The 25,930-nt window shown below is 44.4% G+C and carries 20 protein-coding genes; 15 read left to right on the top strand and 5 right to left on the bottom strand.

Features of this window, described 5'->3' with window-relative positions; translation table 11 throughout:
* Positions 1-255: 255 nt before the first annotated feature.
* Together L2755_RS15620 and tusA are read right to left on the bottom strand one after the other, a co-directional pair.
* A complete protein-coding gene (locus L2755_RS15620; RefSeq protein ID WP_248981609.1) occupies positions 256-3,450 on the bottom strand; it encodes an amidohydrolase family protein in 3,195 nt (1,064 codons plus the stop codon).
* A 269-nt stretch (positions 3,451-3,719) separates the two neighbouring features.
* Positions 3,720-3,965, bottom strand: coding sequence for a sulfurtransferase TusA (gene tusA / locus L2755_RS15615; protein WP_248981608.1), 246 nt, complete (start codon positions 3,963-3,965; stop codon positions 3,720-3,722).
* A gap of 349 nt (positions 3,966-4,314) precedes the next feature.
* On the opposite strand from tusA, the gene L2755_RS15610 reads away from it, so the two are divergent.
* Positions 4,315-6,249 (top strand): B12-binding domain-containing radical SAM protein, encoded by a 1,935-nt coding sequence (locus L2755_RS15610; RefSeq protein ID WP_248981607.1) that lies wholly within the window; start codon positions 4,315-4,317, stop codon positions 6,247-6,249.
* Between the two features lie 151 nt (positions 6,250-6,400).
* Here the strand turns inward: L2755_RS15610 and L2755_RS15605 are convergent, their stop codons facing one another.
* A complete protein-coding gene (locus tag L2755_RS15605; protein ID WP_248981606.1) occupies positions 6,401-6,862 on the bottom strand; it encodes a GNAT family N-acetyltransferase in 462 nt (153 codons plus the stop codon).
* A gap of 278 nt (positions 6,863-7,140) precedes the next feature.
* Here L2755_RS15605 and L2755_RS15600 point away from each other — a divergent pair, with 278 nt between their 5' ends.
* The 5 genes from L2755_RS15600 to L2755_RS15580 all read left to right on the top strand — a co-directional run bounded on the left by L2755_RS15600 (position 7,141) and on the right by L2755_RS15580 (position 11,998).
* Entirely contained in the window at positions 7,141-7,890 is a 750-nt protein-coding gene (locus L2755_RS15600) for an ETEC_3214 domain-containing protein (protein ID WP_248981605.1), read from the top strand.
* A 15-nt stretch (positions 7,891-7,905) separates the two neighbouring features.
* Complete coding sequence (locus L2755_RS15595; protein ID WP_248981604.1) at positions 7,906-8,874, top strand: LPP20 family lipoprotein; 969 nt, start codon at positions 7,906-7,908, stop codon at positions 8,872-8,874.
* 36 nt (positions 8,875-8,910) lie between these two features.
* Complete coding sequence (locus tag L2755_RS15590; protein ID WP_248981603.1) at positions 8,911-9,972, top strand: hypothetical protein; 1,062 nt, start codon at positions 8,911-8,913, stop codon at positions 9,970-9,972.
* A gap of 9 nt (positions 9,973-9,981) precedes the next feature.
* A complete protein-coding gene (locus tag L2755_RS15585; RefSeq protein ID WP_248981602.1) occupies positions 9,982-10,578 on the top strand; it encodes an LPP20 family lipoprotein in 597 nt (198 codons plus the stop codon).
* Positions 10,579-10,666: 88 nt separating this feature from the next.
* Entirely contained in the window at positions 10,667-11,998 is a 1,332-nt protein-coding gene (locus tag L2755_RS15580) for a transglycosylase SLT domain-containing protein (RefSeq protein ID WP_248981601.1), read from the top strand.
* A 60-nt stretch (positions 11,999-12,058) separates the two neighbouring features.
* Here L2755_RS15580 and fadA read toward each other — a convergent pair whose 3' ends face one another.
* Positions 12,059-13,222: an acetyl-CoA C-acyltransferase FadA gene (gene fadA / locus L2755_RS15575; protein ID WP_248981600.1), complete on the bottom strand. Its 1,164-nt coding sequence runs from the start codon at positions 13,220-13,222 to the stop codon at positions 12,059-12,061.
* Between the two features lie 18 nt (positions 13,223-13,240).
* Positions 13,241-15,394 (bottom strand): fatty acid oxidation complex subunit alpha FadB, encoded by a 2,154-nt coding sequence (fadB, locus tag L2755_RS15570; protein ID WP_248981599.1) that lies wholly within the window; start codon positions 15,392-15,394, stop codon positions 13,241-13,243.
* Positions 15,395-15,862: 468 nt separating this feature from the next.
* On the opposite strand from fadB, the gene L2755_RS15565 reads away from it, so the two are divergent.
* The 9 genes from L2755_RS15565 to L2755_RS15525 all read left to right on the top strand — a co-directional run bounded on the left by L2755_RS15565 (position 15,863) and on the right by L2755_RS15525 (position 25,928).
* Complete coding sequence (locus tag L2755_RS15565) at positions 15,863-16,573, top strand: helix-turn-helix transcriptional regulator (RefSeq protein ID WP_248981598.1); 711 nt, start codon at positions 15,863-15,865, stop codon at positions 16,571-16,573.
* Positions 16,574-16,967: 394 nt separating this feature from the next.
* Entirely contained in the window at positions 16,968-18,143 is a 1,176-nt protein-coding gene (locus L2755_RS15560) for a LuxE/PaaK family acyltransferase (RefSeq protein WP_248981597.1), read from the top strand.
* 31 nt (positions 18,144-18,174) lie between these two features.
* Complete coding sequence (locus L2755_RS15555; RefSeq protein WP_248981596.1) at positions 18,175-18,543, top strand: iron-sulfur cluster assembly scaffold protein; 369 nt, start codon at positions 18,175-18,177, stop codon at positions 18,541-18,543.
* A gap of 3 nt (positions 18,544-18,546) precedes the next feature.
* Positions 18,547-19,731 (top strand): cysteine desulfurase family protein, encoded by a 1,185-nt coding sequence (locus tag L2755_RS15550; protein ID WP_248981595.1) that lies wholly within the window; start codon positions 18,547-18,549, stop codon positions 19,729-19,731.
* Positions 19,728-21,407 carry a fatty acyl-AMP ligase gene (locus tag L2755_RS15545; protein ID WP_248981594.1) on the top strand — a complete coding sequence of 560 codons (1,680 nt, stop codon included), beginning with the start codon at positions 19,728-19,730 and terminating at the stop codon, positions 21,405-21,407. The genes L2755_RS15550 and L2755_RS15545 overlap by 4 nt, the downstream gene beginning before the upstream one ends.
* Before the next feature lie 27 nt (positions 21,408-21,434).
* Positions 21,435-21,698 carry an acyl carrier protein gene (locus L2755_RS15540; RefSeq protein WP_248981593.1) on the top strand — a complete coding sequence of 88 codons (264 nt, stop codon included), beginning with the start codon at positions 21,435-21,437 and terminating at the stop codon, positions 21,696-21,698.
* Between the two features lies 1 nt (position 21,699).
* Positions 21,700-22,764, top strand: a complete 1,065-nt coding sequence (locus L2755_RS15535) for a flavin-containing monooxygenase (RefSeq protein ID WP_248981592.1) — start codon at positions 21,700-21,702, stop codon at positions 22,762-22,764.
* Entirely contained in the window at positions 22,757-25,096 is a 2,340-nt protein-coding gene (locus L2755_RS15530) for an efflux RND transporter permease subunit (RefSeq protein WP_248981591.1), read from the top strand. Before L2755_RS15535 ends, L2755_RS15530 begins: the two co-directional genes overlap by 8 nt.
* 7 nt (positions 25,097-25,103) lie before the next feature.
* Complete coding sequence (locus L2755_RS15525) at positions 25,104-25,928, top strand: outer membrane lipoprotein-sorting protein (RefSeq protein ID WP_248981590.1); 825 nt, start codon at positions 25,104-25,106, stop codon at positions 25,926-25,928.
* The last annotated feature ends 2 nt before the right edge of the window (positions 25,929-25,930 follow it).

The following is a 25,930-nucleotide window of genomic DNA, read 5'->3' as shown; positions in this document are numbered from 1 at the left end:
AATCAACAGAAAACACCCTTTGGCTTTTGATGTTGATTTTATGCTTTGCTAGAACCTAGAACCTAGAACCTAGAACCTAGAACCTAGAACCTAGAACCTAGAACCTAGAACAAAAAAAGGATGTTCCACGTGGAACATCCTTTTTGTATTTACACTGAAAATTTAGATTTTATTGAGTTTTTGGCTCAAAAAATAATTTTCCTCAAATTAAAAAGTCATAGCTAAGTTAGCTAGATTTTAAAATTAGAAATGATTTCATTTTTCAAAAAAGAACGGCTTTCTCTGTTTTCCGCTGTTTTTAGCACCGCCATTTAACTGGTCCATGGTTTCGGCATTGTATAGTTTACCGTTCACCATGGTGTAAGTGACCCGATCGGTTACTCGAATATCTTCAAGAGGGTTGCCGTCGATAACAATCAAGTCAGCTAATTTACCTTGCTTGATTGAACCAATTTGATGATCCATGGCAAAGTGCTTGGCTGGATTAATGGTTGCTGTTTTTAGCACTTCAAGATTACTCATTCCGCCTTGAGCAAACATCCACATCTCCCAATGAGCAGCTAAACCTTCTCGCTGACCGTGAGCACCAATGTTTGGCTTAACTCCAATGTCATTCAGTTCATTGGCAACACGGGCAACATTGAAATGGTTGTAATGTTCATCGGGCGCAGTAGGGCGACGCATTGAACGCGCATCCAAAATATCGGATGGCACATACATTGAAAGGCGAGGGTGAGCCCAAACATCTGTTTTATCGTACCAGTAGTTTTCTCCAGATATGCCACCATAAGCAACCACCAATGTTGGTGTATAACCTACCTCGGTTTGACTCCAGAACTGTTTTATATCGCTATAGATATTTGCCGCAGGTAGCGAATGTTCAATACCTGTGTGACCGTCGGCAATCATAGTAAGGTTATGTTGCAGCAAGCTTCCGCCCTCAGGTACCACCATCATTTCAAGTTCACGAGCAGCTGCGATAACTTGTTGACGTTGATTTCGTCTTGGCTGGTTGTAACTCTTCACGCTAAAAGCACCGACTTTCTTTAGGCGCTCTAGATGGAATTTAGCGTCATCTAACGAATCGATATGCGATGTATAGCCAGGTGCATTGGCACCATACAAGATGGTTCCGGTTGAGAAGATACGCGGACCGGCGATGTTACCTGCTTTTTGTTGCTCTGATGCAGCAAAAATTTCGCTAGTGTCATTTGATGGATCATGAATCGCCGTGACACCAAGGGACAGGTTAGAGTAGAGCTCCCAGTTTTGTTGCGGAATAATTTCGCTTTCACCTTGAGCGCCATGAGCATGGGCATCAAACAGACCCGGCATTAGCGTCTTGCCTTTAATGTCGATGACTTTGGCGTCACTAGGAATATCGATGACAGCGGCTGAACCAACACTAATAATGTGATTATCTTTTACGATAACAGTGCCGTTTTCGATGACCTGATCATTTTCCATGGTGATAATCCTGCCACCAACAAAGGCAATTGTTCCACGTGGAACATCAGCTTTGTTGGTGAAACCCAGATCGGTAATTGTCGGTTCTACTTTGGTATCTTCAGCTTGTTCGCTGTATTGAGTATCGACTTTAACCTGATATAGCTCTGGGCCAAGCGTCCAGTAAAGCTGGTCGTTGCTGTTATTCCAACTGATGCTTTCACCAGCGCGAACGCTAAGTTGGGCTACTGGTAAGTTGCTGGCCTTAGGGCCTATCTCCACGGTTTCGCCATGCTTAGCAAAAGGGGTCACAAAAACCTTAAAGCGTTCTGCAAAAGCGAGCTGTTTACCGTCAGGTGAAACTCTAAACTCTGTGGCGTGTTTACTGGTGTAGTGGACTCTCTTCTCGAAACCGTTCAAGCCAATAGAGGCTAGTTGTGGCGTTTCATCACTTTCCATAAAGTAGACGCGTTTATTGTCTGCGCCAAATTGTGGCTGATAGCCGGAAGCGGTTATCTTAGTATTGTTATCGCCATCAACATCGACTTGGTACAGACCTGTTTCCTGTGACCATGTTCGTGGCGTGATATATCCGCCTTTGGCTTTACGGTAAACAATGGTTTCGCCGTCTGGAGAGAAGGTGGGTTCCACGTATTTACCAGGCTCTTTAGTCAGTACTTTTACGCGTTTATTACGTACCCTTGCTAAGCTGACTGTGCCTTGCTGTTGATCATCCCAGGTGGTGAATACAATACGTTTTCCATCTCGAGACCATTGTGGGAACAGTTCACGAAGATCACTGTCGAGCTTGGTTAAACGCCCCATTTTCCCATCAGGCAGGCTCTTGACCCAAATCTTACCGAGGGCTTCGAAAGCGACTTTTTTACCGTCTGGCGAGACTTGCGCCATTCGTAGCATCTTCACATCGAAGACATCTTTATCCAGATCTTGTTGGAAGCGAACAGCGGGTTGCACTGCGCGTTCCGACTTAACCGTGAAGGGGATCTGCTCGACGGTCTTAGATTCAACTTCAAGTTTGTTAATTTTACCCTTGGCCCAGAATACGATCTCTTGGTTATCTGCAGTCCAGCTCATGGTTGGATATACACCGTGAATGGCCCAGGTTTCTTGCATGTCACGATCTAGGTCGCCGTAAAGTTTCTCGGTTTTACCGGATTTTAGATCGAGTAAATAGAGTGATGATTGAAAACCATCACGCTTAATATAAGCAAGTTTTTCACCATCAGGGCTTGGTGTTGGACGAATTGCGCCACCAGTACCTTGAATAAGCACTTCAATGTCGCCAGTTTCAGTATCGTAACGTTTGATTTTATAAATGCCTTTCACTGAATCTTTTGAGTAGTGGAAGGTTTTTCCTGGCGTCGCGTCTTGGCTAAAGTAGATGTAACGCCCATCGGGTGAATATGCGGGTTCGCCCAGGTCTTTTTGCTCATTCGGTCTCTTAGTTAACTTAACACCTTCACCACCGGCAACGTGGTACATCCACACTTCACCAGCGCCTAAACTACGGCTACCAGTATAATGTTTACGGGCAACGAGATATTGTCCGTCAGGGCTCCACGCAGGGCTGTTTAACAGGCGGAATGTTTCTGTGGTGACTGGGCGAGGGTTGCTACCATCGGCTTCCATGATCCAGATGTTATCGCCGCCATCTTCATCTGATGTAAACGCAATATACTTGCCGTCAGGGCTGTAGACGGGCTGCATCTGCCAAGCAATACCGCTCGCCAAGGGCTTAGCTTCGCCACCGTCCATAGGAATTTGATAGATGTCTCCAAGTAGATCGAACAGTACATGCTTACCGTCAGGGCTGACGCTGACGTTCATCCACGTGCCTTCATTAACCTCTATTTTAATCTGCTCTAGCGGCGCGTTTTCTGGTGCATTGACTTGCCACGCTTGCTTATCTTCTTCCGCTAAACTGGGAATACTAAAACTAAGTGCGATGGCTGCGTATAGCGGGGTGAGCTTATTCTTTAACATGCTAGTCCTATCGTTATTTTTGTAATTGTTCAGGAGTGACAATATTGGGAATTAATTGAGTCAACTGTGGTAACTGTTATCGCATAAATTCGTTAACAGTAAAACAGAAATACTGTTTCAATTAGTTAAAGCGCTGATGGCGTATATTGAAATTAAGGTGAGTAGAGTTTTATCGGCTAAGTGGATTTAAATTGGATGACTTTATTGAGCGGTTGAAGAGGGTAAAGCCGCCTTGCTTAAGCTAAAGCGGGTATCCGAAATATCTGTGGTTACAGCCCTTTCTTTATTAAATATTGATAAGGGGTCGCTTCTGTTTGACTGGCTATAAGAGTGTGATCCATGAATTCGCAAAAACTGGGGATGTCACGAGTTGTAGCAGGATCATCAGCAGTAATGAGTAAGGTTTCACCGTCGTTCATGCGTCTTACTGACTTACGTACCATCATCACCGGTTCCGGACATCTTAGTCCTAAAGCATCGAGTTGGTGTTGTGCAGTACTAAATTGGTCGCTCATATTACCTCAGCAGAACGATTAAACAGAAGAGGCTAATATTACTCCAGCACTGATGTATATCCAAGCTTGTCACTAGATTTTGTGAGCTTGGCTTAGTTTGTTAACAGCACTAGGTTCCACGTGGAACATCGTTAACGTCATAATCCCAATCGCATTAAATGTTTCGCCAATTTAGAAACGCTCAGTTTGTTCTGATACCTGCACTTTGAAGTAGAACAGGTATGCTTCATTTGTTAGAATCCACTCATATTTTTTGGCCGTAACCCTGACATAGGGGGTTGGCGCCACACTCAGTTCGTACTTATTGTTATGTACAGAGTATTCCAGTGTTACTATTTAAAGGCAGGCTATGACCGTTCTTCTAATGACTCCACCTATGACCCAGCTGAATACGCCTTATCCGGCAACGGCGTATTTAACGGGTTTTTTACGCTCACAAGGCTATGAGGCGGTTCAGCGAGATCCTGCGATTGAGCTTTTCTTAGAGATGATGACAGCGCCAGCGCTGGAGATTATTCGTCAGCATGTGGAAGAAAACTTTGAGCACTTTGAAGACGACGAGCTGCCTGATGTTATCAGAAACTTTCTGGCTGAGTTTGACCGTTACCACCTGACAGTTGAATCCGCTATTCGCTTTTTGCAGGGTAAAGATCCAAGCCTTGCACTGCGTATTAACTCTCGTCGCTTTTTACCAGAAGGCCCGGCGTTTGATGCTATTGCTCAGATGGAAGCCGTATCCGGCGATGTGTTGCAAGCGGCCTTTGGTAATCTAGGGGTACAAGATAAAGCAAAGTATTTAGCAACGTTGTTTATAAATGATCTGTCGAACGTCATTACTCAGGGGGTTGATCCCTACTTCGAGGTGAGTCGATATGGCGAGCAATTAGCGGCGGCTAACCCAAGCTTTGATAATCTCTACGATACCTTGATGGACGAACCGAGTTTCAGCTCGGAAATCTTAGAACAATTAGTCGAGCAGTATCTGGAAGAAACCCAGCCTAGCGTCGTCGCGTTAACCGTGCCTTTTCCTGGTAATATGCTTGGCGCCTTACGTATTGCACAAACCTGTAAAGCCATCAATCCTGAGATCCCCATCGTCATAGGGGGTGGTTTTATCAATACCGAACTGCGCGCGCTGAAAGACCCCCGAGTGTTCGAGTTTATCGATTTTATCTGTCTGGACGATGGCGAACGGCCTTTTATCACATTGCTGGAATACTTTGAAGGCAAGCGTGAGGTAGATGAGCTGGTGCGAACCTATTTCCTCGCAGAAGATGAAAATGGCCTGCCACACGTACACTTCAATGAAAATGCACTGCTGCAGGATATCCCACAAACCGAAGTAGGCGCGCCGATATACGATGGCCTGCCATTGGGTGAATATCTGTCTTTATGTGAAATGCTAAACCCAATGCATCGCATTTGGAGCGATGGACGCTGGAATAAGCTGACCATAGCTCATGGCTGTTACTGGCGTAAATGTAGCTTTTGCGATGTCAGTCTGGACTATATCGACCGTTTTGATGCCGCTGGAGCCGATGTTCTGGTGGACAGAATCGAGGCGCTCATTGAAGAAACTGGCGAGACAGGTTTTCATTTCGTTGATGAAGCACTACCTCCCAAGCTTTTGTATACGTTTGCAAAAAGGCTTATTGAACGTAATGTGGTGATCAGCTGGTGGGGTAATATCCGTTTCGAGAGGACGTTTAGCCAAGCGCGTTGTCAGTTGCTAGCTGATTCCGGTTGTATCGCTGTTAGCGGTGGGCTTGAGGTGGCGTCAGATCGTCTGTTGAAACTGATGAAAAAAGGTGTGAGCGTTGAGCGGGTCGCCCAGGTAACCAAAGCCTTCAGTGATGCAGGTATATTGGTTCACGCCTATTTGATGTATGGCTTTCCAACACAAACTGAACAAGAAACTATCGATTCGCTGGAAATGGTGCGTCAGATGATGGATCAAGGTTGCTTCCAATCCGCCTATTGGCACCGTTTTGTGGCCACGATTCACAGCCCGATTGGCATTAACCCTGAGAAATTTGGCATTACGCTTGCTGAGCGGCCTGAGATCTTATTCGCTGAAAACGATGTGGATTTTACCGATCCAACCGGCACGGATCATGAAATGCTTGGTGAAGGTCTGCGTAAGGCTATCTACAATTACATGCACGGTATTGGCTTTGATCAGCCGATGAACTTCTGGTTTGAACAACCTGTGACCCGCACTAAGATGAAAAAAGACCTAGTATCAAGAGCGATTAGTAATCTGATCGACAGCAATGAAGAGTGAGCCGCTGTTAAGAAGTTAGCGGTAAAGTAATATTAGCGTTAGCTGAATAATGTGTTTACTCTATCATTAAGGCCATTTTCTTTACCGAGAAAGTGGCTTTATTTTTTGCTACTGATAACAGGTTTAACTCCTACTCTTGCAGCCCTTTGGTTTAGAGCTGCTTTTCCATGACTAATACGTCTACACCGTGGTAATTAACCTGTTCCACTGCTTGCCAACCAAGCGCGCTATACAGCCCACCAGATTTGTCTTCGGTTTGTAAGTTGATGCAGTTTACCCCTAGCAACTTGGCTTTTTCTATCACAGCTTCAACGAGTGCCTTGCCGACACCCATCCCTCTATAAGCTGGAGCAACATAAACACCACCTAACCAATGTTCTCTATTGAGATATATGTCCATTTCATGGAAGCGCAGTTGTGCCGCCCCCATCAGTTTGCCCTCATCTTGTGCCAAGATAATCAGTGGCAGTTTACTATGATTGAGATAATCTCCGAGTTTCAATTCAAGTTCTACGGTGCTGCGGCCTTCGCCGATATAGCCCCATTCATCGCTATACCATGTCGCAATTTGAGGTAACGCTTGTGGTTTTTCTGCCAGTAAAAATAGCTGCATTAGTGCATATCTCCTTTAAGCATTAATTAGAACATTAATTTAACATTTGCTTATGTAGTGTTGAATAAAGCGTCGGGGAAATATGGTTAAATATGTCGTCTTTAAGTCAATATACCCGATACCAATAAAATAAAAAGTCTATTTATGGAGCTTATATCTGTTTTTTATAAGTTGGGAATGTTGCTCGGTTTTTTTTAAGTTGTTGTGGTATTGTGTGTTTATTGCGATTGGTTAGTGTTTTTGACCATGGATATTATTTGAAGGAAGATTAAATCAACATGGATAGTTGTGAACAACCAATTAAGGTTAGTTTCTGGAGTAAGTTACAAAGTGTTGCCCTGACAGTTGTTGCGATAATGTTATCGCTGGGGCAGTGGAATGACACTAAAGATGCACTCAGTTCTGTTTATGAGGCGTTTGTTGCCAACTGGACTAACGATATTGAATATAAGCAAATATCGACTCTACATGTTGGTCAAACTCAAGCCTATGTCACTAGCGTTTTCGGTAATCCCCACGTTTCCAAAAAATCTCAGTCAGATACCGATATTGTTTTTTTCTACTATGGAAATAAAAAGTATCAACTGACGTTAGCGATCAAAGATCAACGCTTATCTGGCTATGCCATTGTTGGCCTAGAGCCTGACTTTCAAGTTTCGGTACCTTATACAACACAGACATTATTATCGACTCCGTTAGACAGTTATTTTGCTGAAACAGAAACTTATTTTTCTGACGCAAATAACATTGAGTATTACGCTGAATCCCATGATTTAGGTAAGAAAGTGATGTTCTACAACTTAATACTGGGTTCTGTAAATTACGGCAACTTTAGTCATAGCGACAGCTCAGCGGTAAAAAAATTGAACGCTGATTTGGACCGCGGCATTGAAGATGTCAGTAATGCTTTAGCTGTCAGCAGAAATTTACATCCTAATTATTTTGCCGTTACTGAGCTTGCGCCTAAGGTGATGGTCGAAGGGTTGCTAACGCACTTTGAATATAAAACACTTTTGAAAATAGATTAATATCAAGGACGAAACATGAATCTAAAACTTAGCACTATTTTCTTGGGGCTAACTCTCGTTGTGGCTTGTCAGTCGACAAGTAAGACGCCTGATTGGTACTTAAACCCTGTGGTGACAAATGCTGCTGAGTTGGTTGCTGTTGGTCAGGGCACTTCACTTAATCAAGCTAAGCAAAAAGCAATGAGCGCGCTAAATCAACAATTGTGGACTGAAGTTAAGTCTAGCGGGTTGAGCCGCAATATTGCTAATGACATTAATGGTCAGGAGCATTATCAGCAGCTGAACGACTTTAGCGTAAATACCAAAACATCAGCCGTGATCCTAAATGGCGTGATTTTTTCAAAAGCGCAGCAAGCGGGCGATACGTTTTATGTTGAAGCAAAGGTCGCCAAGGATAATGTTAAGACTCAGCTGATTGCAGATATTAAAAACTACAATAGTCAGGCTCAATTTGAATTGGACACATTAGCGCAAACAGACCCACTCGTTTGGTGGTTAAGAAATGTCGATGTGAGTGAGCTTGAAAGCAACATGAACAGCAGATTATCAATGCTATCTGCCTTGTCATCAACAACTAACACGCCAACCAATCTCATTCCTAAATTGAAGGCAAAAGTGGCTGAAGTACACTCAGGCATTAAAGTTGTTATTGCAGCTGAGCCGCAAGATCGATGGATGAAAAAGTCTATAACAGCGTATTTCACAGAGTACGAAATCCAGGTTGTTGACAGTGACAAAGGCAGTTTCAGCCACAAACTCATTCTCGATAGCGATTGGCGTAAGAACTATATCTCCGATATGTATATCTCTACTGTGCAAGTGAACCTCGTACTAAAGAATAGTCATAATCTAGTGGTGGCTAGTAATGAGATCATCGCCAATGCAAATTCCGTGACCAGTTTTGAGCGCGCCGATGAGGGTGCTTCACGCCGTTTTTCTGCCGAATTAAAAGAGCAGGATTTTTGGAAAGCCTTAGGGCTTTAGTTTATTTTTTTAATTTAATTTAATATGGATATAGATATGTTAAAAAAAGCTTTTGTTGCACTGGCCGTGTTAACCACGATTACTGGTTGTAAGTCTACTGGCCCCAATGTTTGCTCCGCTTCGACTCGAGTTGAGTTACCTGTCAGTGGTCATGTTGTTAAAGGAACCGCGAGCACTAAGGTGATAGTGTTTGAGCCTGACCTAAAAGTCGATACTAGTAGCACCGCAGAGAGAATCACGGCTTCATTTCACCAATCGTTAAGCAAGCAGGTCGATATGACAGGCTCAACAATTGTTGACCGAAGCCTAGCGAAGAAACTTAAGTCAGAGCTACAAATTGCAGAAGCGAGTGGGCGGTACAGTTCTGAAGGTGTACCTATCGCGGATTTTGCCATCTTTACTGATATTGGCATCGCAAATTTTTCTCGCGAGTTTAAAGGTGCTCATGAGTCCTATGACCCGATAAAAGATAGACGTGTAATGGTCGCTGCAGCATGTAATTTTGAGGCGAAAATCGAGGCTAGTACTCGAGCGGTATCACTGCCTGATATGTTAACTTTGGATCAAATAGAATTTGTGGGTGATAGCACCTACTCATATGATACGACAAACTCTCGCTGTCCTATCCCTCAAGATCAAATTAACAGCATGATTGCTAAAGCGGCAAAGAGTGCGGTGACCCGCAGTGATGAATTGAAAAACTTACTAGCACCTAGAGCAAGTGTCGTTGAGATGCGTCAATGCGATGCTGGCACTATGGTTCGTATCGATATGGGTAGTCGTCATGGCGTAGAGCCTGAGTGGGATGTTGACTTTATTACTCATGAAAAAGTCATTAACTATGCAGGTGTAATGGAGATAGAAACCAGTGGCTATGGTGAAGGTGTAGTGATCAATAATGCCGAACACGGCATTAAACCAAACCATGCTTGGGTTATTATCGACAAAGATATGGCGGGCAAAGTAAAGCGTGGCGATACCGTTAAAGTTAAGTTCGAGAGTGTGTGTAACTCATTGGGCTCATTTTTCGGAAGTTTTTGTCACGATGCAGATGAAAAAATATCGGACACCAGTTTAAGTGACTTGCTGAAATTTTAAGGAGATAGAATGAGAAAAATATTGATAACTGCCGCTGTTCTGGGAATGTTAGGCGGCTGCCAAAGCAATGATACAGTGCAAAATGTACAGCAAATTGATTGCTCTTATCCTGATGCGCCAACAGTCGCTGCACCGCGTTGGGTGTGTGATGTGATGCCAGAAGGCATTGAGATGGGTGCAGTCGGTTATGCTAAGAAAAGTGTTGCTGGTTTGAGCATTATGCGTGATGTGGCGACGAACGATGCTCGTGCAAGATTGGCGCAGCAGTTCGAGTCGAACGTAAACACCTTGTTTAAGCAAGCGACAACAGCAAACATAGTGTCGACAACAGCAAGTGTGTCAGAAGAGGTTAATGAGTATTTTGAATCTGTGACTAAAAATGTCACCAGTCGAACCTTATCAAATAGTCGAGTGATCGTTACTCAGCGCAGTCCTGGAGGCGGACTTTATACGCTAGTTGGCATGGACAAAGCGACCTATGACGATAATATTGCCAAGGTTGTGGCTGCAGCGGGTAAGAAAGAGCCTGAACTATGGAATAAGTTTAATAACAAGAAAGCAGCTGAAGAGTTAGATGCGGTGTTGTCTTCGTTACAAAAGCTTTAACCAGTAGATAAGAGAGGGAAGCGCTAAGCTTCCCTCTTGCTTTTGGTTGTGTCTTTTACTTTTCATCTGGTGACGAAAGGATTCAATAATGAAAACTCGTTTAACAGGTTTAATGACCTGCTTAATATTAAGCGTGCCGTCAGTTCTCGCGGCTGACCGTTTTGCAGAGATTGATGCTGAAATTGATAAAGCGAACTTTACTCAAGAGCAAATAGATAAGGAATATCAGGATTTTATTTTTGCATACATGGCTGAATATGAAAATTGGCGCGTCGAGTACTTAAAGGAGTTTGATCAATTTCGTGCCGAAATCATAGAAAAATGGGGCGTAGGTGACGTCTCTGAACGCCATCGGAATGTTGAGTATTCAGCGGATCAAACCGTAAAATCAATCATTGATTATGATAACAATGAGATATCGGTTTCAATACTCGTTGATAGTGATACCTCTGATGAAGATGCAAAGGCTGAGTTAACAAAGCAGATAGAGGTACTTGCTACTGCGCCAGCATCGAATGTATCGAAAGTTATTAGGTCCATTGAGCCTGAAGCGATAGCGGCAGTTAAAGTTACGCAGGTGGCCTTTTCTGCTGAAAACGAGAAACAAGCTAAACAGGTTATTATTGAACAAACAAAAGCACAATTAAGAGAGATAGATAAAGAGTCCGATAAGGCGCAGCTAACGAAAACGGATAACCTATCTATTGAGATGATCGAGCAAGTCTCTATTCAGAAAAAGAAAAAGTTACTCGTGGTAACCAAAGAGCGACTCGTCGCGGTTGCGAGTGATTATGATAAACACAGAGCGCAGAAGACTGCAGAATTAACTGAAAAAAAGATTGTCGAGTATAAGGTTAAATTGCCTAAAAATGGCCTCAGTTCACGGGCGAGTGCGGTTGTTGATTTTGCTCAATTAGAGGCTGAGAAGTGGCATATTTCATCAGCACTGATTATGGCGGTTATTCACTCTGAATCGAGTTTTGACCCAAAAGCTACATCGCCGATACCCGCTTATGGTCTAATGCAGATTGTGCCTACAACAGCAGGTTATGATGTAAACCAAATCGTCAGAAAAATAAGTGCTCCTATGAGTTCTGGCGACTTGTATGTTCCTGGTGTTAACGTTGAAACGGGCGCAGCTTATTTAAATATTTTGGATAAGCGCTATCTTAAGTCTATTGAAAATGACGAGAGTCGACTGTATTGCATGATTGCGGCGTACAACACCGGTGCGGGAAACGTGGCTAAAGCTTTCAATGCCGATGGCGCACGAAATATTAGAAAAGCTGCCAAGGTGATTAACAAGATGACACCAGATGAGGTTTATCAGCACCTGTTACATAATCTACCTTATGATGAGACCAAGCATTATCTTAAAAAGGTAAGTAGTCGAATAGAGCTTTATCAAAATAAGATTTAGTTGGCATTCAGATAATAAAAAAGCCAGCATCAGCTGGCTTTTTTTATGACCGAGTAGAGTTTACGGTCGCTCAAAAATGGTTGCGATACCTTGGCCTAGACCAATACACATGGTCGCAAGACCATATTTGGCATCTTTGGCTTCCATCAAGTTGATCAGCGTCGTTGAGATGCGTGTACCCGAACAACCTAGTGGATGACCCAATGCAATTGCGCCGCCGTTAAGGTTAACCTTCTCATCGACCACATCCATCAAGCCAAGATCTTTAACGCAAGGTAATGATTGTGCAGCAAAGGCTTCGTTGAGCTCAATAACGTCTAGATCATCAACGGTAAGGCCTGCACGTGCCAGTGCCTTCTTAGTGGCCGGTACTGGGCCGTAGCCCATAATCGCAGCATCACAGCCAGCAATGGCCATTGAACGAATGCGTGCTCTAATTGGCAAGCCTAGTGCTTTTGCTTTCTCCTCTTCCATCACCAACATGGCAGAGGCGCCATCTGAAAGTGCTGAAGAGGTACCTGCGGTAACTGTTCCGTTGACGGGATCAAACGCTGGGCGTAATCCTGATAACGACTCCATTGATGTTTCTGGGCGGATCACTTCGTCATGCTCAACTTTAATCAGTGCGCCGTCAGCATCGTGACCCTCTATAGCAACGATCTCATTGGCGAAGCGACCTTCAACAGTAGCTGCTTGTGCTCGTTGGTGTGAACGTACCGCAAATGCATCTTGTTGCTCACGAGTGATGCCATGCATTTTACCGAGCATTTCCGCGGTAAGGCCCATCATGCCTGATGCTTTAGCAACGTTATTGGCAAGGCCTGGGTGGAAGTCCACGCCATGGTTCATCGGTACATGGCCCATATGCTCAACACCACCGACGATAAAGGTATCGCCTTGGCCTGTCATAATGGCGCGTGCTGCTTGATGCAGTGCATCCATCGATGAACCACACAAACGGTTTACGGTAACGGCACCTACTTGCTTAGGAATACCCGCAAGTAGTGCGGCATTACGGGCAATATTAAAGCCCTGCTCCAGAGTCTGTTGTACACAACCCCAGATCACGTCTTCAATGGTGTTTGGGTCAAGCTTAGGGTTACGCTCAAGCAGTGACTTCATTAGTTCTGCAGAAAGAGTTTCTGCACGTACATTTCTAAATACTCCAGCCTTTGAACGGCCCATTGGAGTGCGAATGCAATCTACGATTACGGCATTTTTCATTGTTCTAATCCTTGCTGCTTAAGCCTGCTGGTAGTAGCTGCCATTGTTGGCGGCGAGTTCACGCATAGCGTCGGTGACTTGGTATAGACCACCTAAGTGAGCATATTTGTCAGCTAATGCGACAAAGTTTGCCACACCCATGGTATCTAGGTAACGGAATACACCGCCTCTAAAGGGTGGGAAACCAAGGCCGTAAACTAAGCCCATATCCGCTTCAGCAGGCGAAGCGATAATACCTTCTTCAAGACAGCGTACCGTCTCGATGATCATTGGGATCATGGTACGAGCGATGATCTCATCTGATTCGAATGCTTTCTTCTCACCAAACTCAGCTTGGAGTAACTCATAGCTGGTTGGGTCTAAATCTTTCTTTGGCTTACCACGGCGGTCAATTGAATATTGGTAAAAGCCTTTGTTATTCTTCTGACCAAATCGCTCAGCTTCAAACATGACGTCAATAGCATCTTTAGCTGTTTTACCCATGCGCTCAGGGAAGCCTTCAGCCATAACGGCTTGAGCATGGTGACCCGTATCAAGACCAACAACATCCAGTAAGTATGCCGGACCCATAGGCCAGCCAAACTGTTTTTCCATCACCTTATCGATAGCTGCAAAGTCGGCACCATCAGCGAGTAGGCCACTAAAACCGGCAAAATATGGGAACAATACACGGTTAACAAAGAAACCAGGACAGTCGTTGACGACGATAGGGGTTTTACCCATTTTACTTGCGTAAGCGACAACGGAAGCAATAGTCTCTTCAGAGCTGTTTTCACCGCGAATAACTTCAACCAATGGCATCTTGTGCACCGGGTTAAAGAAGTGCATACCACAGAAGCGTTCAGGCTTTTTCAGGCTCTTAGCGAGGAGGTTGATTGAGATAGTTGAAGTGTTTGACGTGATGATGGCATCTTCAGTGACATGCTGTTCAACTTCTGCAAGCACCATAGCTTTCACTTTTGGATGCTCAACCACAGCTTCAACAATAATATCAACGGCTTTCACTGGTCCGTAGTCCAGCGTTGGAGTGATGTTGTTCAGTACTGTAGCCATTTTGGCTGGAGTCGAACGACCGCGCTTAACTTGCGCCGTTAGCAGTTTAGATGCTTCGTTAAGCCCTAGCTCTAGCGCCGGTTGTGCAATATCTTTCATCACAATCGGTGTACCCTTGCTGGCGCTCTGGTAGGCGATACCGCCACCCATTATCCCAGCACCTAATACCGCAGCAGAGTTTACTTTCTTAGCCAGTTTGCCGGCTTTCTTAGCTTTGCCTTTTACCAGCTGATCATTAAGGAAGATGCCAATCAATGCTTGAGCAACTTCGGTCTTTGCTAGTTTAGCAAAGGCTTGATGCTCAATCTTAAGGGCTTCAGCGCGGGAGCACTTGGCTGCCTGCTCGATAACACTGACTACCGCCATTGGCGCTGGGTAGTGTTTACCGGCAACCTTAAAGACCATACCTTTAGCGGTAGCGAATGACATCATAGCTTCAAGTTTTGGCAGCGTTAGTGGCGCCAGTTTTTTAGCGCGGCGCGTCTGCCAATCAAGCTTTTCTGCTACAGCATCTTTCAACATTCTTAGTGCTGCACTTTGCAACTGCTCTGGTGCCACGAGCGCATCGATAGCGCCAATTTTTAATGCTGCTTCTGGTCGTTGATCTTTACCTGACGTGATCCACTCAAGCGCATTGTCTGCACCGACTACGCGAGGTAAGCGCACTGTACCGCCAAAACCTGGGATGATACCTAACTTAGTTTCAGGTAGCCCGATGCGAGCTGTGGTGTCTGCAATACGGAGATCGGTGGCCAGAATGGTTTCACATCCAGCCCCTAGCGCAAAGCCATTAATCGCTGAAATTGTCGGAAACGGCAGATCTTCCAATTTATTGAAAACAACATTAGCTTCTTGCAACCAAGACAATAGTACTGAATCTTCCTCAGCAAAAAGTCCCAAGAATTCAGTGATGTCTGCACCAACAATAAATGTTGATTTCGATGACGTCAGCATTAAACCTTTGATATTGTTATTTTGCTTAATGCTGTCGAGTGCAGCATTTAAAGAGTCGATGGTTTCTCTATCGAACTTATTGACCGAACCTTGTGCGTTAAAACACAAATGAGCGATGTTGTCCTCAAGTAACTCAACCTCAATTGTAGGGCTTTGGTAGATCATTGCTTGCTTCCTTATAGCGTAAGTTAACTATCTACTCGTCGTGTAATGAGTAAATATAACTCTTTTCTTCACAGCAGCTTCGGCCATCATTTGACCAGTTGTTGCTCAGTGTGCGATGAATCACATTAAATTACAACACCCAATTTAAACGATCGTTTAGTTATTCTGTGTTGTTAAGTAATAGTGGTGTGTAATCAAATACTTATCTTTATTAGCTTGCCGGTTTTCATTGGCTTTTACCTAGAAAGCATAGCTATTAAATCAGCTTTAAGTGTTTGAAGCGCTAAATTAGTGAATCAAGTAAACTAGCGTGAGGTTTTCTAACTTGCAAACCTCGCTTGTTAAGGTAGTTTGATTGAGGCAGCGACTTTTCGATTGACTGCATAGCAATTGCAAGCGAATTTCGGTGAAGGGAATTCATTTATTACAGAGGGTATTTTGAAGCCACAAGTTTGGATTCGACATGGAGTGTTGATTACCTATGGTGCCGCACTCGATACAGCATTACATCGCCATCATGCTATACAGCTTGTGTGGGCGAAAGGGGATTCCTCATGCCAATGGTCAGGGGGGCATGCGAGTGGCAATTTGATTATCGACTCCCAAGTGGAGCATAAACTGCAGCTAGATGAAGGCTGGATATTGCTGGTGGAACCGCAGTGTGAGCTTGGTATCAATTTAACTAAGATGATTGCCGACAAGGAGGTGGTGCCATTTAACCATCTGCTAGGCGCTTACTTAGCTGAAAAACCCCAAGATAGTCCGAACGAAGTGCTAGCACCCTTGCTGAAAGCATTAAATATCTCTGTTGCCAAAGACCCGCAATCCACGCCGACATTGGATAAGCGGATTCAAACCCTATTAACCAGGCTCGACCTATGTCTACAAGGTGCCTGTCAAAAGCCAGCTAATTGGCGAGCCAGTGAGGTGGCCAGTGAACTCTTCATGTCTGAGAGTCGTTTTAGGCATCTATTTAGTACCCAGATGGGGATTGCTTGGCGGCCTTATCTAAGATGGCGCCGTTTATCCTGCGCTATCACCGCGATGATGTCTGGGCATACCGCAACCGAATCGGCACATCTAACAGGCTTTGCTGATAGCGCTCATCTAAGTCGAACATTCAGGGCTATGTTCGGTATTTCAATTCAGCAGGCTAAAGCACTTTTCGCATCACTATAATGGCTCATCAACGTCGTTAACTTGCCTCTTATTGACGCTCCCCATTTAACGACTGACAGCGACTGCTTTGTATTAAAACAATGACCAGTGCTGCTACAAAGTTAGCCAGTTTGTTCAAGTATTCCTAGGCCGACAGGCAATATACTCGACAGCAATTATTTTACATTAATGGGTGTGGCACTAAGTCCTAACTCCTAAGTCTTATGTCTTAAAGCGGCGTGCTCGCTGACCGTTTCGTGTTGTAGCTATTTCTCCCTTGATTGGCTACAGCACTTTTTTCTTCCTAACTACGACTTGAACACTAACAATTAAATATCAGCCGGGCTTTATCTCTGATGGAGCTACTTGGTTTTTAAAGTGATAAGTGATTATTAATAAAGGCGATTGCAATTAAATGGAATTATATAGAACGTTAGAACAAGCAGGGCTCGATCCTATCAAGGTTGCCCTGTCTTCTGTTGGACAATTGTACGCCATGAGTGAAATTGATCTTTTGTCATTTAAGCATTCATTAGTGGTTGAGTCGTTTGAATTTCATTATCAAAATAACACCTTCTTTCGCAATGCTTGCGAAGCTCGTGGTATCACGCCAACGCAAATCCTCTGTACTGATGACTTAATCAAAATTCCGTTATTACCGATCCATCTTTTTAAAGCCAACGACAGTCATAAGTTACTTTCAAAAAGCCTTAACACGATTGAGTTGGAAATGCGTAGCACGGGGACATCCGGCATTCCAAGTGTGTCACGTCGTTGCAGTGACACGGTAGATAACGCGATATTAGGCATTTACGCCATGTATCGCGAGTTCCTGAAATTATCAAAAGGTGCCGGCTTATATCTTTGCCCTTCGACTGAAGAGATCCCTGAAATGGGCATGATCAAGGCGCTTAATTTATTATCAGGGCTGCTCGATACCCATAAGTTTATGGTTAAAAATGAAACTTTTGCTCCAGAAGATGCCCTAGAACAGTTGCAAGGGTGGGGCGGGAGGTTTGACCGTCATATTATTGGGCCTCCGTTTCTTATTAATCGCTTTATCCGCTATTTGAAAGCCACAAATACTCGACTCAAATTAGATAAAAATACCTTGGTGATTACTTTAGGAGGTTGGAAACGCTTCAATGGCGAGATGATGTCTAGAGCTGAGTTTAATCAAGAGTGTATCGAGTATCTGGGCGTAAGAGCGGAGCAAATCCGCGATATCTACGCGTTAGTTGAATCGAACGTCATTGCTATCGATGACGAGAATGGCGTTAAGCATGTATCGCCATTCGTGCATTTCTCTGTACGTGACCCAAAAAATTTAGATAAGGAAGTAAAGGTCGGTGACATTGGTCAGCTGGCTATATTGGACCCGTTATCGCGATCGACTCCAGGCTTTATTTTGACTGAAGATCTGATCCGTTTATTGCCTAAAACTGATGAATCTGGCCGCAGCGGACAGCGAATGCAGTATGTGATGCGTTTACCTGAATCGAAAGAGTTTGGCTGTTGTGCGGTAAACCTCGATAAGCGTTTGGATGACGTTGAAGCTGAGCGTGACAATGCTTGCCCGATAGTGTCTTAAGTTACCAACAATTACCCAAAGAGATTGCGTTATGTATAACGATATTATTATTGATAACTTTAGTCACCCTGAGTTTGTTGGCGATCTAGAGTCCGCTGATCACCAGTTTGAAATAGGCAATCCAGTGTGTGGTGACCGTATTCAAATGCAGGTTAGCCTAGATGGTGACTCTATCCTAGACAGTCGATTCAGGGCGTGGGGATGTGCTACCTCCGTTGCCGCTGCGAATGTTTTTTGCCGGTCAATTATAGGCAAGTCCTTTGCTGAGGTTTCAGCGCGACAAACCGCTGAAATTTCCGCGATGCTAGGAGAGTTAGAGCCTTCACAGCAACATTGCGTCAATATCCTCAATGAGTTGCATCGAGAGTTAAGTCTCGCTGTATCACTGGAAGAGGGTTAGCAGGTGGACCAACAGCATCTGCAAGGATATTTTGACTACAATGCAACGACGCCAATCTCTAAGGGCGTTGCATTGTCTATGCAACCCATTATTAATCTCTTTGCCAATCCCTCTAGCCCTAATCGGTATTCGGTCAATAATAGAGCGGTGATTTCGCAAGCAAGAGAAAACCTCGCTGGGCTGCTTGGTGCTAGTTCGGAGAATATTTTTTTCACCTCCGGTGGTTCTGAAGCCAACAACTGGGCGATTAAAGGGGTGTTATTTAAACATCTGAGTCATCCTGGCCACATCATTACCACCTCGATGGAGCATGCATCGGTACTCGATACTGTTAAGTACTGTGTCGAGCGACTCGGCTTTAGCGTGACCTATTTACAGCCCAATATCGATGGTCATATATCGGTTGCCGATTTTGAGTCCGCGATCCAAGCTAATACCCAATTGGCCACCATTATGTTTGCCAATAATGAAACCGGCGCTATTCAACCTATCGAACAGATCTGCAAGGTTGCCGCAGAAAAGGCGATTCCTGTTCATGTTGATGCGGTGCAGTTCGTTGGCAAACGTTTAGTTGATGTTCAGCAGCTTGGGGTGGATTACCTATCGCTTTCAGCACACAAATTTTATGGTCCTAAGGGGGTTGGTAGTCTTTACATAAAAGACAGAGACTCCATAGAGCCGTTGATCCATGGTGGTGGGCAAGAGTTTTCTATGCGTTCAGGTACCGAGAACTTGGTCGCAATGACGGGGATCTCCATTGCCGCAGACGAAGCTAAAAAGGATCTGGTATTTTGGGACCGTCATTGCTTTAAGTTAAAGCAGCAAATGATGACGTTATTGGAAAACTCTCCTATCGCACTCACGTTTAATGGCGCTACGAATTATGCGTCAGCACTTTCTAACACACTCAACATTTCCATTAATGGGATCCGTGGCGAGGCGCTGGCGCTGAGGATGGAGATGTTGCATGGTTTTATTATTTCCGTCGGGTCAGCCTGCAGCAACAACAAAACTAAGCAACTGTCCCATGTGCTAACGGCGATGGGGTTGACCGAAGAGCAAGTGCTTGGGGCAATTAGAGTGAGCTTTGGTTGTTTTACTGATGAGCAGCAAATTAGTCGGTTTGTCGATGCCTTAGTGACTGAAGTGCAGCAGTTGCTGCGGATCAGTGGCAGTGAACCGTCATGAGTAATACACCGGCCACGCCTTTGTTAACTGATATCATCACAAATCATGCACGGAATGAAGCCAGTAGCATCGCCTGCTCATTTCAACCTCGAGGCCCAGAGACCGCCTTACACTTGACCTATAAAGCCTTAGTGGAAAAAGTTGAAGTTAGGGCAAAACTGCTGACCTTATTGGGATATAGAAACAAACATGTGGCACTGCTTTTCCCATCTGGGTTAGAGTTTATTGTTGATTTCTTAGCTTGTTTACGTGCTGGTGTTATTGCTATCCCGCTTAATGTTACTCGCAACGCTAAGCAATTTGAACGTACGTTAACCATTTTAGAGGATGCCAAAGTAAAGGCGATTCTAACCACTGCCGATACCCAAAAATCCCTCTGCAAACAGCTGACCGAAACTCAAGGCGGCCATGAGTCTGATTTTATCTGGATTGATGAGCATTACCGAACGCTGGAAGATATAGATATTCCTGCAGTAACTTCGGATCAAGTTGCGTTTATTCAGTACACCTCGGGTTCAACGAGCAGCCCTAAAGGGGTGATGGTCACACAAGCCAATATTGTGCATAACATGCAGGTTATGCAGCAGTCATGTCAGCATCCTAAAGGCGCCGTTGTTGGCGGTTGGTTACCACAGTTCCATGATATGGGCCTAGTAGGGCATATGCTGCTGCCGCTCTATCTTGCTGGGCGATATGTTTTTATGCCTCCGATGAGTTTCATTCAGCGACCCAGTCGCTGGCTCAAGCTCATTTCGCAGTATCGAATTTTCTGCTCTGCCGCCCCTAATTTTGGTTATGAACACTGCGTCAATTTGATCCGTGAAACTGAAGACTTGTCCGATTTAGACTTAAGTTGTTGGAAGATTGCTTTGAATGGTTCCGAACCCGTAAGTGCCTCAACAATGCAGCAGTTTTCCCAGCGATTCTATCATTTAGGTTTTGATAGCAATGCTTTTTTTCCCAGCTATGGCATGGCAGAAACAACGCTTTTTGTCTCCGGTGGACCCAAAGGTACAGGGGTGCAGTCCATCACTGTAGATAAGGCATTATTTGAGCTTGGCCGTGTAGAGACTAAGGCCGATGGTGTCAAAGTGGTGTGTTGCGGCGCGATCAATGACGATTTTACTGTTCGTATCGTTAACCCCGATACGTTTGAAATATGTCGTTCAAATGAAACGGGAGAGATTTGGATCGCTGGTGACTCTGTTGCCGCGGGTTACCTAAATCAACCCGCTAAAACCGCAGATGAGTTTTACGCCAAGTTATCCAGTGGTGATCCGCAAACCTTCCTTCGCACGGGTGATATGGGGTTTATCTTAGCTCAGCAGTTATATATTAGCGGCAGAATTAAGGAGCTGCTTATTGTCCGAGGCCGTAATATTTATCCTTATGATATAGAAAGAACTTGCCGCTCTTATCGCTATGCCGCTAAAGGCAATGGCGCCGCAGTATTTTCGTTTCAGCGAGACTCCCAGACCAAACTTGCCGCAATTGTAGAGGTCAGCCGACAGGCGTTAGCTGATAACAAACTCAGTCGAATGACTGATGACCTTAAGGCAATGGTGACTGAGGAACATGAGATCACCCTCGACCGTATCTTAGTCGTCCCACCTGGCACCATCCCTAAAACCACCAGCGGTAAAGTCAAACGTACCGCTTGTAGTGCACTCTTATGAAGCTCGACTTTGTTAAAGGACTTAACCATGAAATTTTGTAAACAGACATTAACCAAGGCTATAAGCCAATATCTCAGCGAAGCGGTTGAAGAGTTTAGCGCTGAGCAGCATCTTGATACTTCGTTCTCTCGCTTAGGGCTGGACTCTACTGGGCATGTACAGCTATCTGCCATTATTGAAGATCACACCCAAGTTGAAATTGAGCCAACGATAGCCTTCGATTACCCAACGATTAACTCATTGATTCAATTCTTAGAAAAAAAATCAGTGCAAGCTGTAGAGGTTGCATAGGGTGTCATTAATCGATGTTGTTGTTATTGGTGCTGGCCAAAATGGCTTATATGCCGCTAAAAGATTGCAGGAACAGGGTATTAATTACCTTGTTTTGGAACGCAATAATATCGGTGAGGTATGGGATCATCGCTTACAAGGTATGAAGTTGTTTACCTCCCGTCAGTTCTGCCAACTTCCTGGGCTGGAATTTCCAGGTGACCCACAAGATTTCCCCGCCGTGTCGGAGATGGGCCAATACTTACGCCGCTATGCCGACACCTTCAATCTTAATATTCAGCAGCAAACTGCAGTCATTGCGATGGAGAAAAGGCTGGGGGCGTTTTGTATTACAACTCAGAACGGTACAGAGCTGTCGGCTAAAGTGGTTATCAATACCACTGGGGCAAACCAATCACCCATTATCCCCAAGCTTGCCGATGGCTTGTCAGGAAAAGTCGTTCAACATTCTGCATTATTACCATCATTAGCAGATATCGAAAGTGGGACTCGAGTGCTGGTGGTGGGCGATGGCGCTACGGGGCGGCAAATAGCGGGTGGCTTGGCGACGCGTTGTAATGTCACTCTATCTCAAGGCAAAAAGCGCACTTTTCCGCCTAATATTATTCTCGGTAAGGATATATTCTGGTGGCTAAAAGTCGCGGGTATTTTGTTTGCAGACCCTAGTAGTAAAGTTGCGCAGATCATCAAAAAGCGTAACCCAGTGCCCTGTGGACAGTTTAATAATAAACATTTACGCGCCATGGGAGTCACGTTAAAGGGCCGTTTGGTACGGGTGGCTGATCGTCGTGTTTATTTCAATGATGGTCGTTTAGATGGGGTCGATGTCGTTATCTGGGCCATTGGTTATCGTGATAAAACCGACTGGCTTAAAATTCCTGAGTGTATTGATGAGCGAGGTTTCACCCAAGATCGAGGGCTCACCCCTGAGCCTGGACTCTTTTTGATTGGGCAAAAGTGGCTTAGTTGCCGAGCCTCTGAGCTGATTTTAGGCGTAGAGAAGGATGTTAACTTGGTGATTAGCCAAGTTGAATCATTTATTAAAAAAGGAGTTTGCTATGAGTAAGGACACTCTATGGCGCGACATATTGACCTCCAAAACGGCTTCTTGGATGCTATTTATCTGCTTAGTTATTACTGGCATCAGTATCGTTGGCCTTAAAGATATGGGTTTGGCGAGCGACTATAAAATATTTTTTGATGAGCAAGACACCGATCTACTGGCTTTAGAGCAGATGGATGCAACCTATACGGCGACAGATAATGTTTTTATCATGATCAAGCCGAAGCAGGGGCAGATATATAACATTGAAACTATCTCGCTTATCTACCAACTGACCGACAAACTGTGGCAAATACCCTTTTCGTCAAGAGTTGATTCTCTGACTAATTTCCCTTTCAGCTGGGCTACTGGCGACGATATCGAAATTGAAGAGCTACTTTATGAACCTGAACAGTTGGACTTAGCCAGACTAAATTTTATTAAGCAAGCCGCTGAGGGAGAACGAGATTTACTCGGCAGCTTAGTCACTAGAGATGGCTTATATACTGCCATTAATGTCACCACGCTAATGCCTGGTGATAATCACAAAGCGGAAATACTCGCCATTACCCAAGCGGTAGAGATGTATGTCGCTGAGTTTGAAAAAGTCTATCCAGATCATTCATTTTATGTGACAGGGCTTGTCACTATGAATGGGGCATTTTTTAAAGCCGCTAAAAAAGACTTCACCACCCTAATACCGTTAATGATTGTATTTGTGCTGGTGGCTGCTGGAGTGATTCTGGGCTCTGCCCAAGCTGCACTTAGTATTCTAATGGTGTTAGTGCTGTCATTAATGGCAGCGTTAGGCCTCGCTGGTTGGTTAGGGATCAATCTTTCAGCGCCTTCGGTATCGGCACCAATCATTATGTTTACCGTTATTGTTGCTTCTAGCATCCATATTATCAGTTACGTAAAGCGGCAGTTGATATTGGGTGTCTCGCAATTTGATGCGGTATTGAGTTCATATCAGCATAATGCCAAGCCTATTATTGTTAGCCATTTAACCACTGTTATCGGTTTTCTGGCGATGAATACCAGTGACTCGCCACCGTTTAGAGATTTAGGTAACATCGTCGCGTTTGGCGTATTGTTTTCTCTATTACTGTCATTCACCTTATTACCACGACTGCTTTTGTCGATGCGAATATCGGCTAAGCAGACCATGGTGACTCATATTTTTCAGCGCATGAATGGCTTGGCCGCAGTCGTTATTCAATACCGCAACCCAATACTGTTTATCTTCTTGCCTGCTAGTATCCTGTTTGCTTCATTGAGCTTTTTGAACGAAACCGATGATGACTTGATTAAGTACTTTAACGAGAGCGTTCCTTTTAGAGTACAAGCGGAAGAGATCGATCAGCACTTTTCTGGTCTATATAACATTGGCTACTCACTTTCGAGTAATAAAGAGAATGGTATTTTCTCGCCATCCTACCTGCAGTTTATTGAACAGTTTGATACTTGGCTGTTGCAGCAAAAAGAGGTGGTGATCACCGATAGTCCATTGCATCGAATAAAACAACTGAATCGATTAATGCACGGTGATGATAGCCAGTACTACCGCATACCTGAAACCGCAAGAATTGCAGCGCAACACTTTTTACTTTATGAGATGTCATTGCCCTTTGGTAAAGATGTCGGTAACCAAGTGAGCTTTGATAAGTCATCGCTAAAATTAACGGCTAGGTTAAAAAATATGACCTCGGTGGAGATGTTAGCATTTGAAACCAGAGTATCCGCTTGGTTACAGCTTAATAATGTTCAAGGGCTGACGTTTGAGCACTCTAGCCCGTCGCTTATCTTCTCCCATGTTGGCCAGAGCAATATCTATAGCCTGTTACAGGGAGCATTAGTCGCTTTTCTGGTTATCTCCCTCGCGTTAGCGGCGGTATTCCGTTCTTTCTATATTGGCATCCTCACACTGATCCCTAACCTTATTCCGGTTGGCGCCGCATTTGGTTTCTGGTATTGCGTACAGGGGCATATATCAATGGGTTTGGCAGGTGTCTCGGCGATGGCGATAGGGATTATTGTCGATGATACGGTGCATTTTCTTTATCAATATATTGAAGGGTTAAAGAGAGGATTGACGCCAGAGCAAAGTGTCACCGTCACCTTTGAACATACCATGAGTGCGATTGTGATCAGCTCCATTTTATTGGTTGTCGGCTTTATGCTGCTATCGAGCTCCTCTTTTGAAAAGAATGCGCAAATGGGGTTATTAACCAGTGGCACTATAGTGTTAGCGCTGCTGTTTGATCTTATTGTATTGCCCGCCATTGTCTTAAAGTTTATGCGCAAGCTGCCCCATCGGCAAGCACAAACCCAATTGACCCTAGAACAAGCCAAGTGAGCACAAGATGAAAAAATATAACACAACTCTTGCCGGTATGATCTGTGGTTACAGCCTGTGCTTTGCAGCTGTAAGCCAAGCCAATACTGACACGGAGCAAAAAGGTTATGCTATTGCCAGCGTTGTTGAGCAGCGAGATCAAGGCTTTACAGATAGTCGCGCCATGTTAACGATGGAGCTTTATAGCAAAAGCGGTGCTAAGACCACGCGCAAGCTAGATATTAGCGTATTGGAAAATGAAATTGACGGTGATAAGTCGCTGATTAAGTTTACCTTCCCTGCTGATATCAATGGCACTGCACTGCTGACTCACCCGGCAAAATCAGCATCCGACGAACAGTGGTTATACCTTCCAGAAGTTAGCCGAGTTAAACGTATCGGTTCTCGTAATAAAGCGGGCGCCTTTGTCGGTAGCGAGTTCTCCTTTGAGGATATGACCAATAAAGATCTAGAGGATTACAGCTATAACTATCTGTTTAGTCAGCCCTGTGAGCTGATTGCAGCCAGTGCGGCAGAGTTTGCCGGTAAGCAGTGTGATGTTATTGAACGCTTTCCAGTGGATAAACATTCCGGCTATAGCAAGCAGGAGTTATGGATTGATAATCAAGACAGTAAGATTATTCAGATCAAATACTTCGATAGGAAAAAGTCATTATTAAAGGTCTTTAGCGCCTCTGGTTTTAAGTTATATCAAGATAAATACTGGCGACCCGATCTGGTTCAGATGAAGAATGTTCAGACGGGGAAGGCGACCATACTCAGTTATCAAAATATCATATTCGCTTCTGGCTTAACTGAGCAAGACTTTCATCGTAGTGCTTTAGGAGATTAGGT

The sequence above is a fragment of the Shewanella abyssi genome (assembly GCF_023284025.1).
GTDB lineage: Bacteria > Pseudomonadota > Gammaproteobacteria > Enterobacterales > Shewanellaceae > Shewanella > Shewanella abyssi.
This window is presented reverse-complemented; position numbering and strand designations above follow the sequence as displayed.

Coding starts and splice junctions, on each gene's coding strand:
- L2755_RS15620 (WP_248981609.1), bottom strand. CDS start 3,450: ATGTTAAAGAATAAGCTCACCCCGCTATACGCAGCCATCGCACTTAGT.
- tusA (WP_248981608.1), bottom strand. CDS start 3,965: ATGAGCGACCAATTTAGTACTGCACAACACCAACTCGATGCTTTAGGA.
- L2755_RS15610 (WP_248981607.1), top strand. CDS start 4,315: ATGACCGTTCTTCTAATGACTCCACCTATGACCCAGCTGAATACGCCT.
- L2755_RS15605 (WP_248981606.1), bottom strand. CDS start 6,862: ATGCAGCTATTTTTACTGGCAGAAAAACCACAAGCGTTACCTCAAATT.
- L2755_RS15600 (WP_248981605.1), top strand. CDS start 7,141: ATGGATAGTTGTGAACAACCAATTAAGGTTAGTTTCTGGAGTAAGTTA.
- L2755_RS15595 (WP_248981604.1), top strand. CDS start 7,906: ATGAATCTAAAACTTAGCACTATTTTCTTGGGGCTAACTCTCGTTGTG.
- L2755_RS15590 (WP_248981603.1), top strand. CDS start 8,911: ATGTTAAAAAAAGCTTTTGTTGCACTGGCCGTGTTAACCACGATTACT.
- L2755_RS15585 (WP_248981602.1), top strand. CDS start 9,982: ATGAGAAAAATATTGATAACTGCCGCTGTTCTGGGAATGTTAGGCGGC.
- L2755_RS15580 (WP_248981601.1), top strand. CDS start 10,667: ATGAAAACTCGTTTAACAGGTTTAATGACCTGCTTAATATTAAGCGTG.
- fadA (WP_248981600.1), bottom strand. CDS start 13,222: ATGAAAAATGCCGTAATCGTAGATTGCATTCGCACTCCAATGGGCCGT.
- fadB (WP_248981599.1), bottom strand. CDS start 15,394: ATGATCTACCAAAGCCCTACAATTGAGGTTGAGTTACTTGAGGACAAC.
- L2755_RS15560 (WP_248981597.1), top strand. CDS start 16,968: ATGGAATTATATAGAACGTTAGAACAAGCAGGGCTCGATCCTATCAAG.
- L2755_RS15555 (WP_248981596.1), top strand. CDS start 18,175: ATGTATAACGATATTATTATTGATAACTTTAGTCACCCTGAGTTTGTT.
- L2755_RS15545 (WP_248981594.1), top strand. CDS start 19,728: ATGAGTAATACACCGGCCACGCCTTTGTTAACTGATATCATCACAAAT.
- L2755_RS15540 (WP_248981593.1), top strand. CDS start 21,435: ATGAAATTTTGTAAACAGACATTAACCAAGGCTATAAGCCAATATCTC.
- L2755_RS15530 (WP_248981591.1), top strand. CDS start 22,757: ATGAGTAAGGACACTCTATGGCGCGACATATTGACCTCCAAAACGGCT.
- L2755_RS15525 (WP_248981590.1), top strand. CDS start 25,104: ATGAAAAAATATAACACAACTCTTGCCGGTATGATCTGTGGTTACAGC.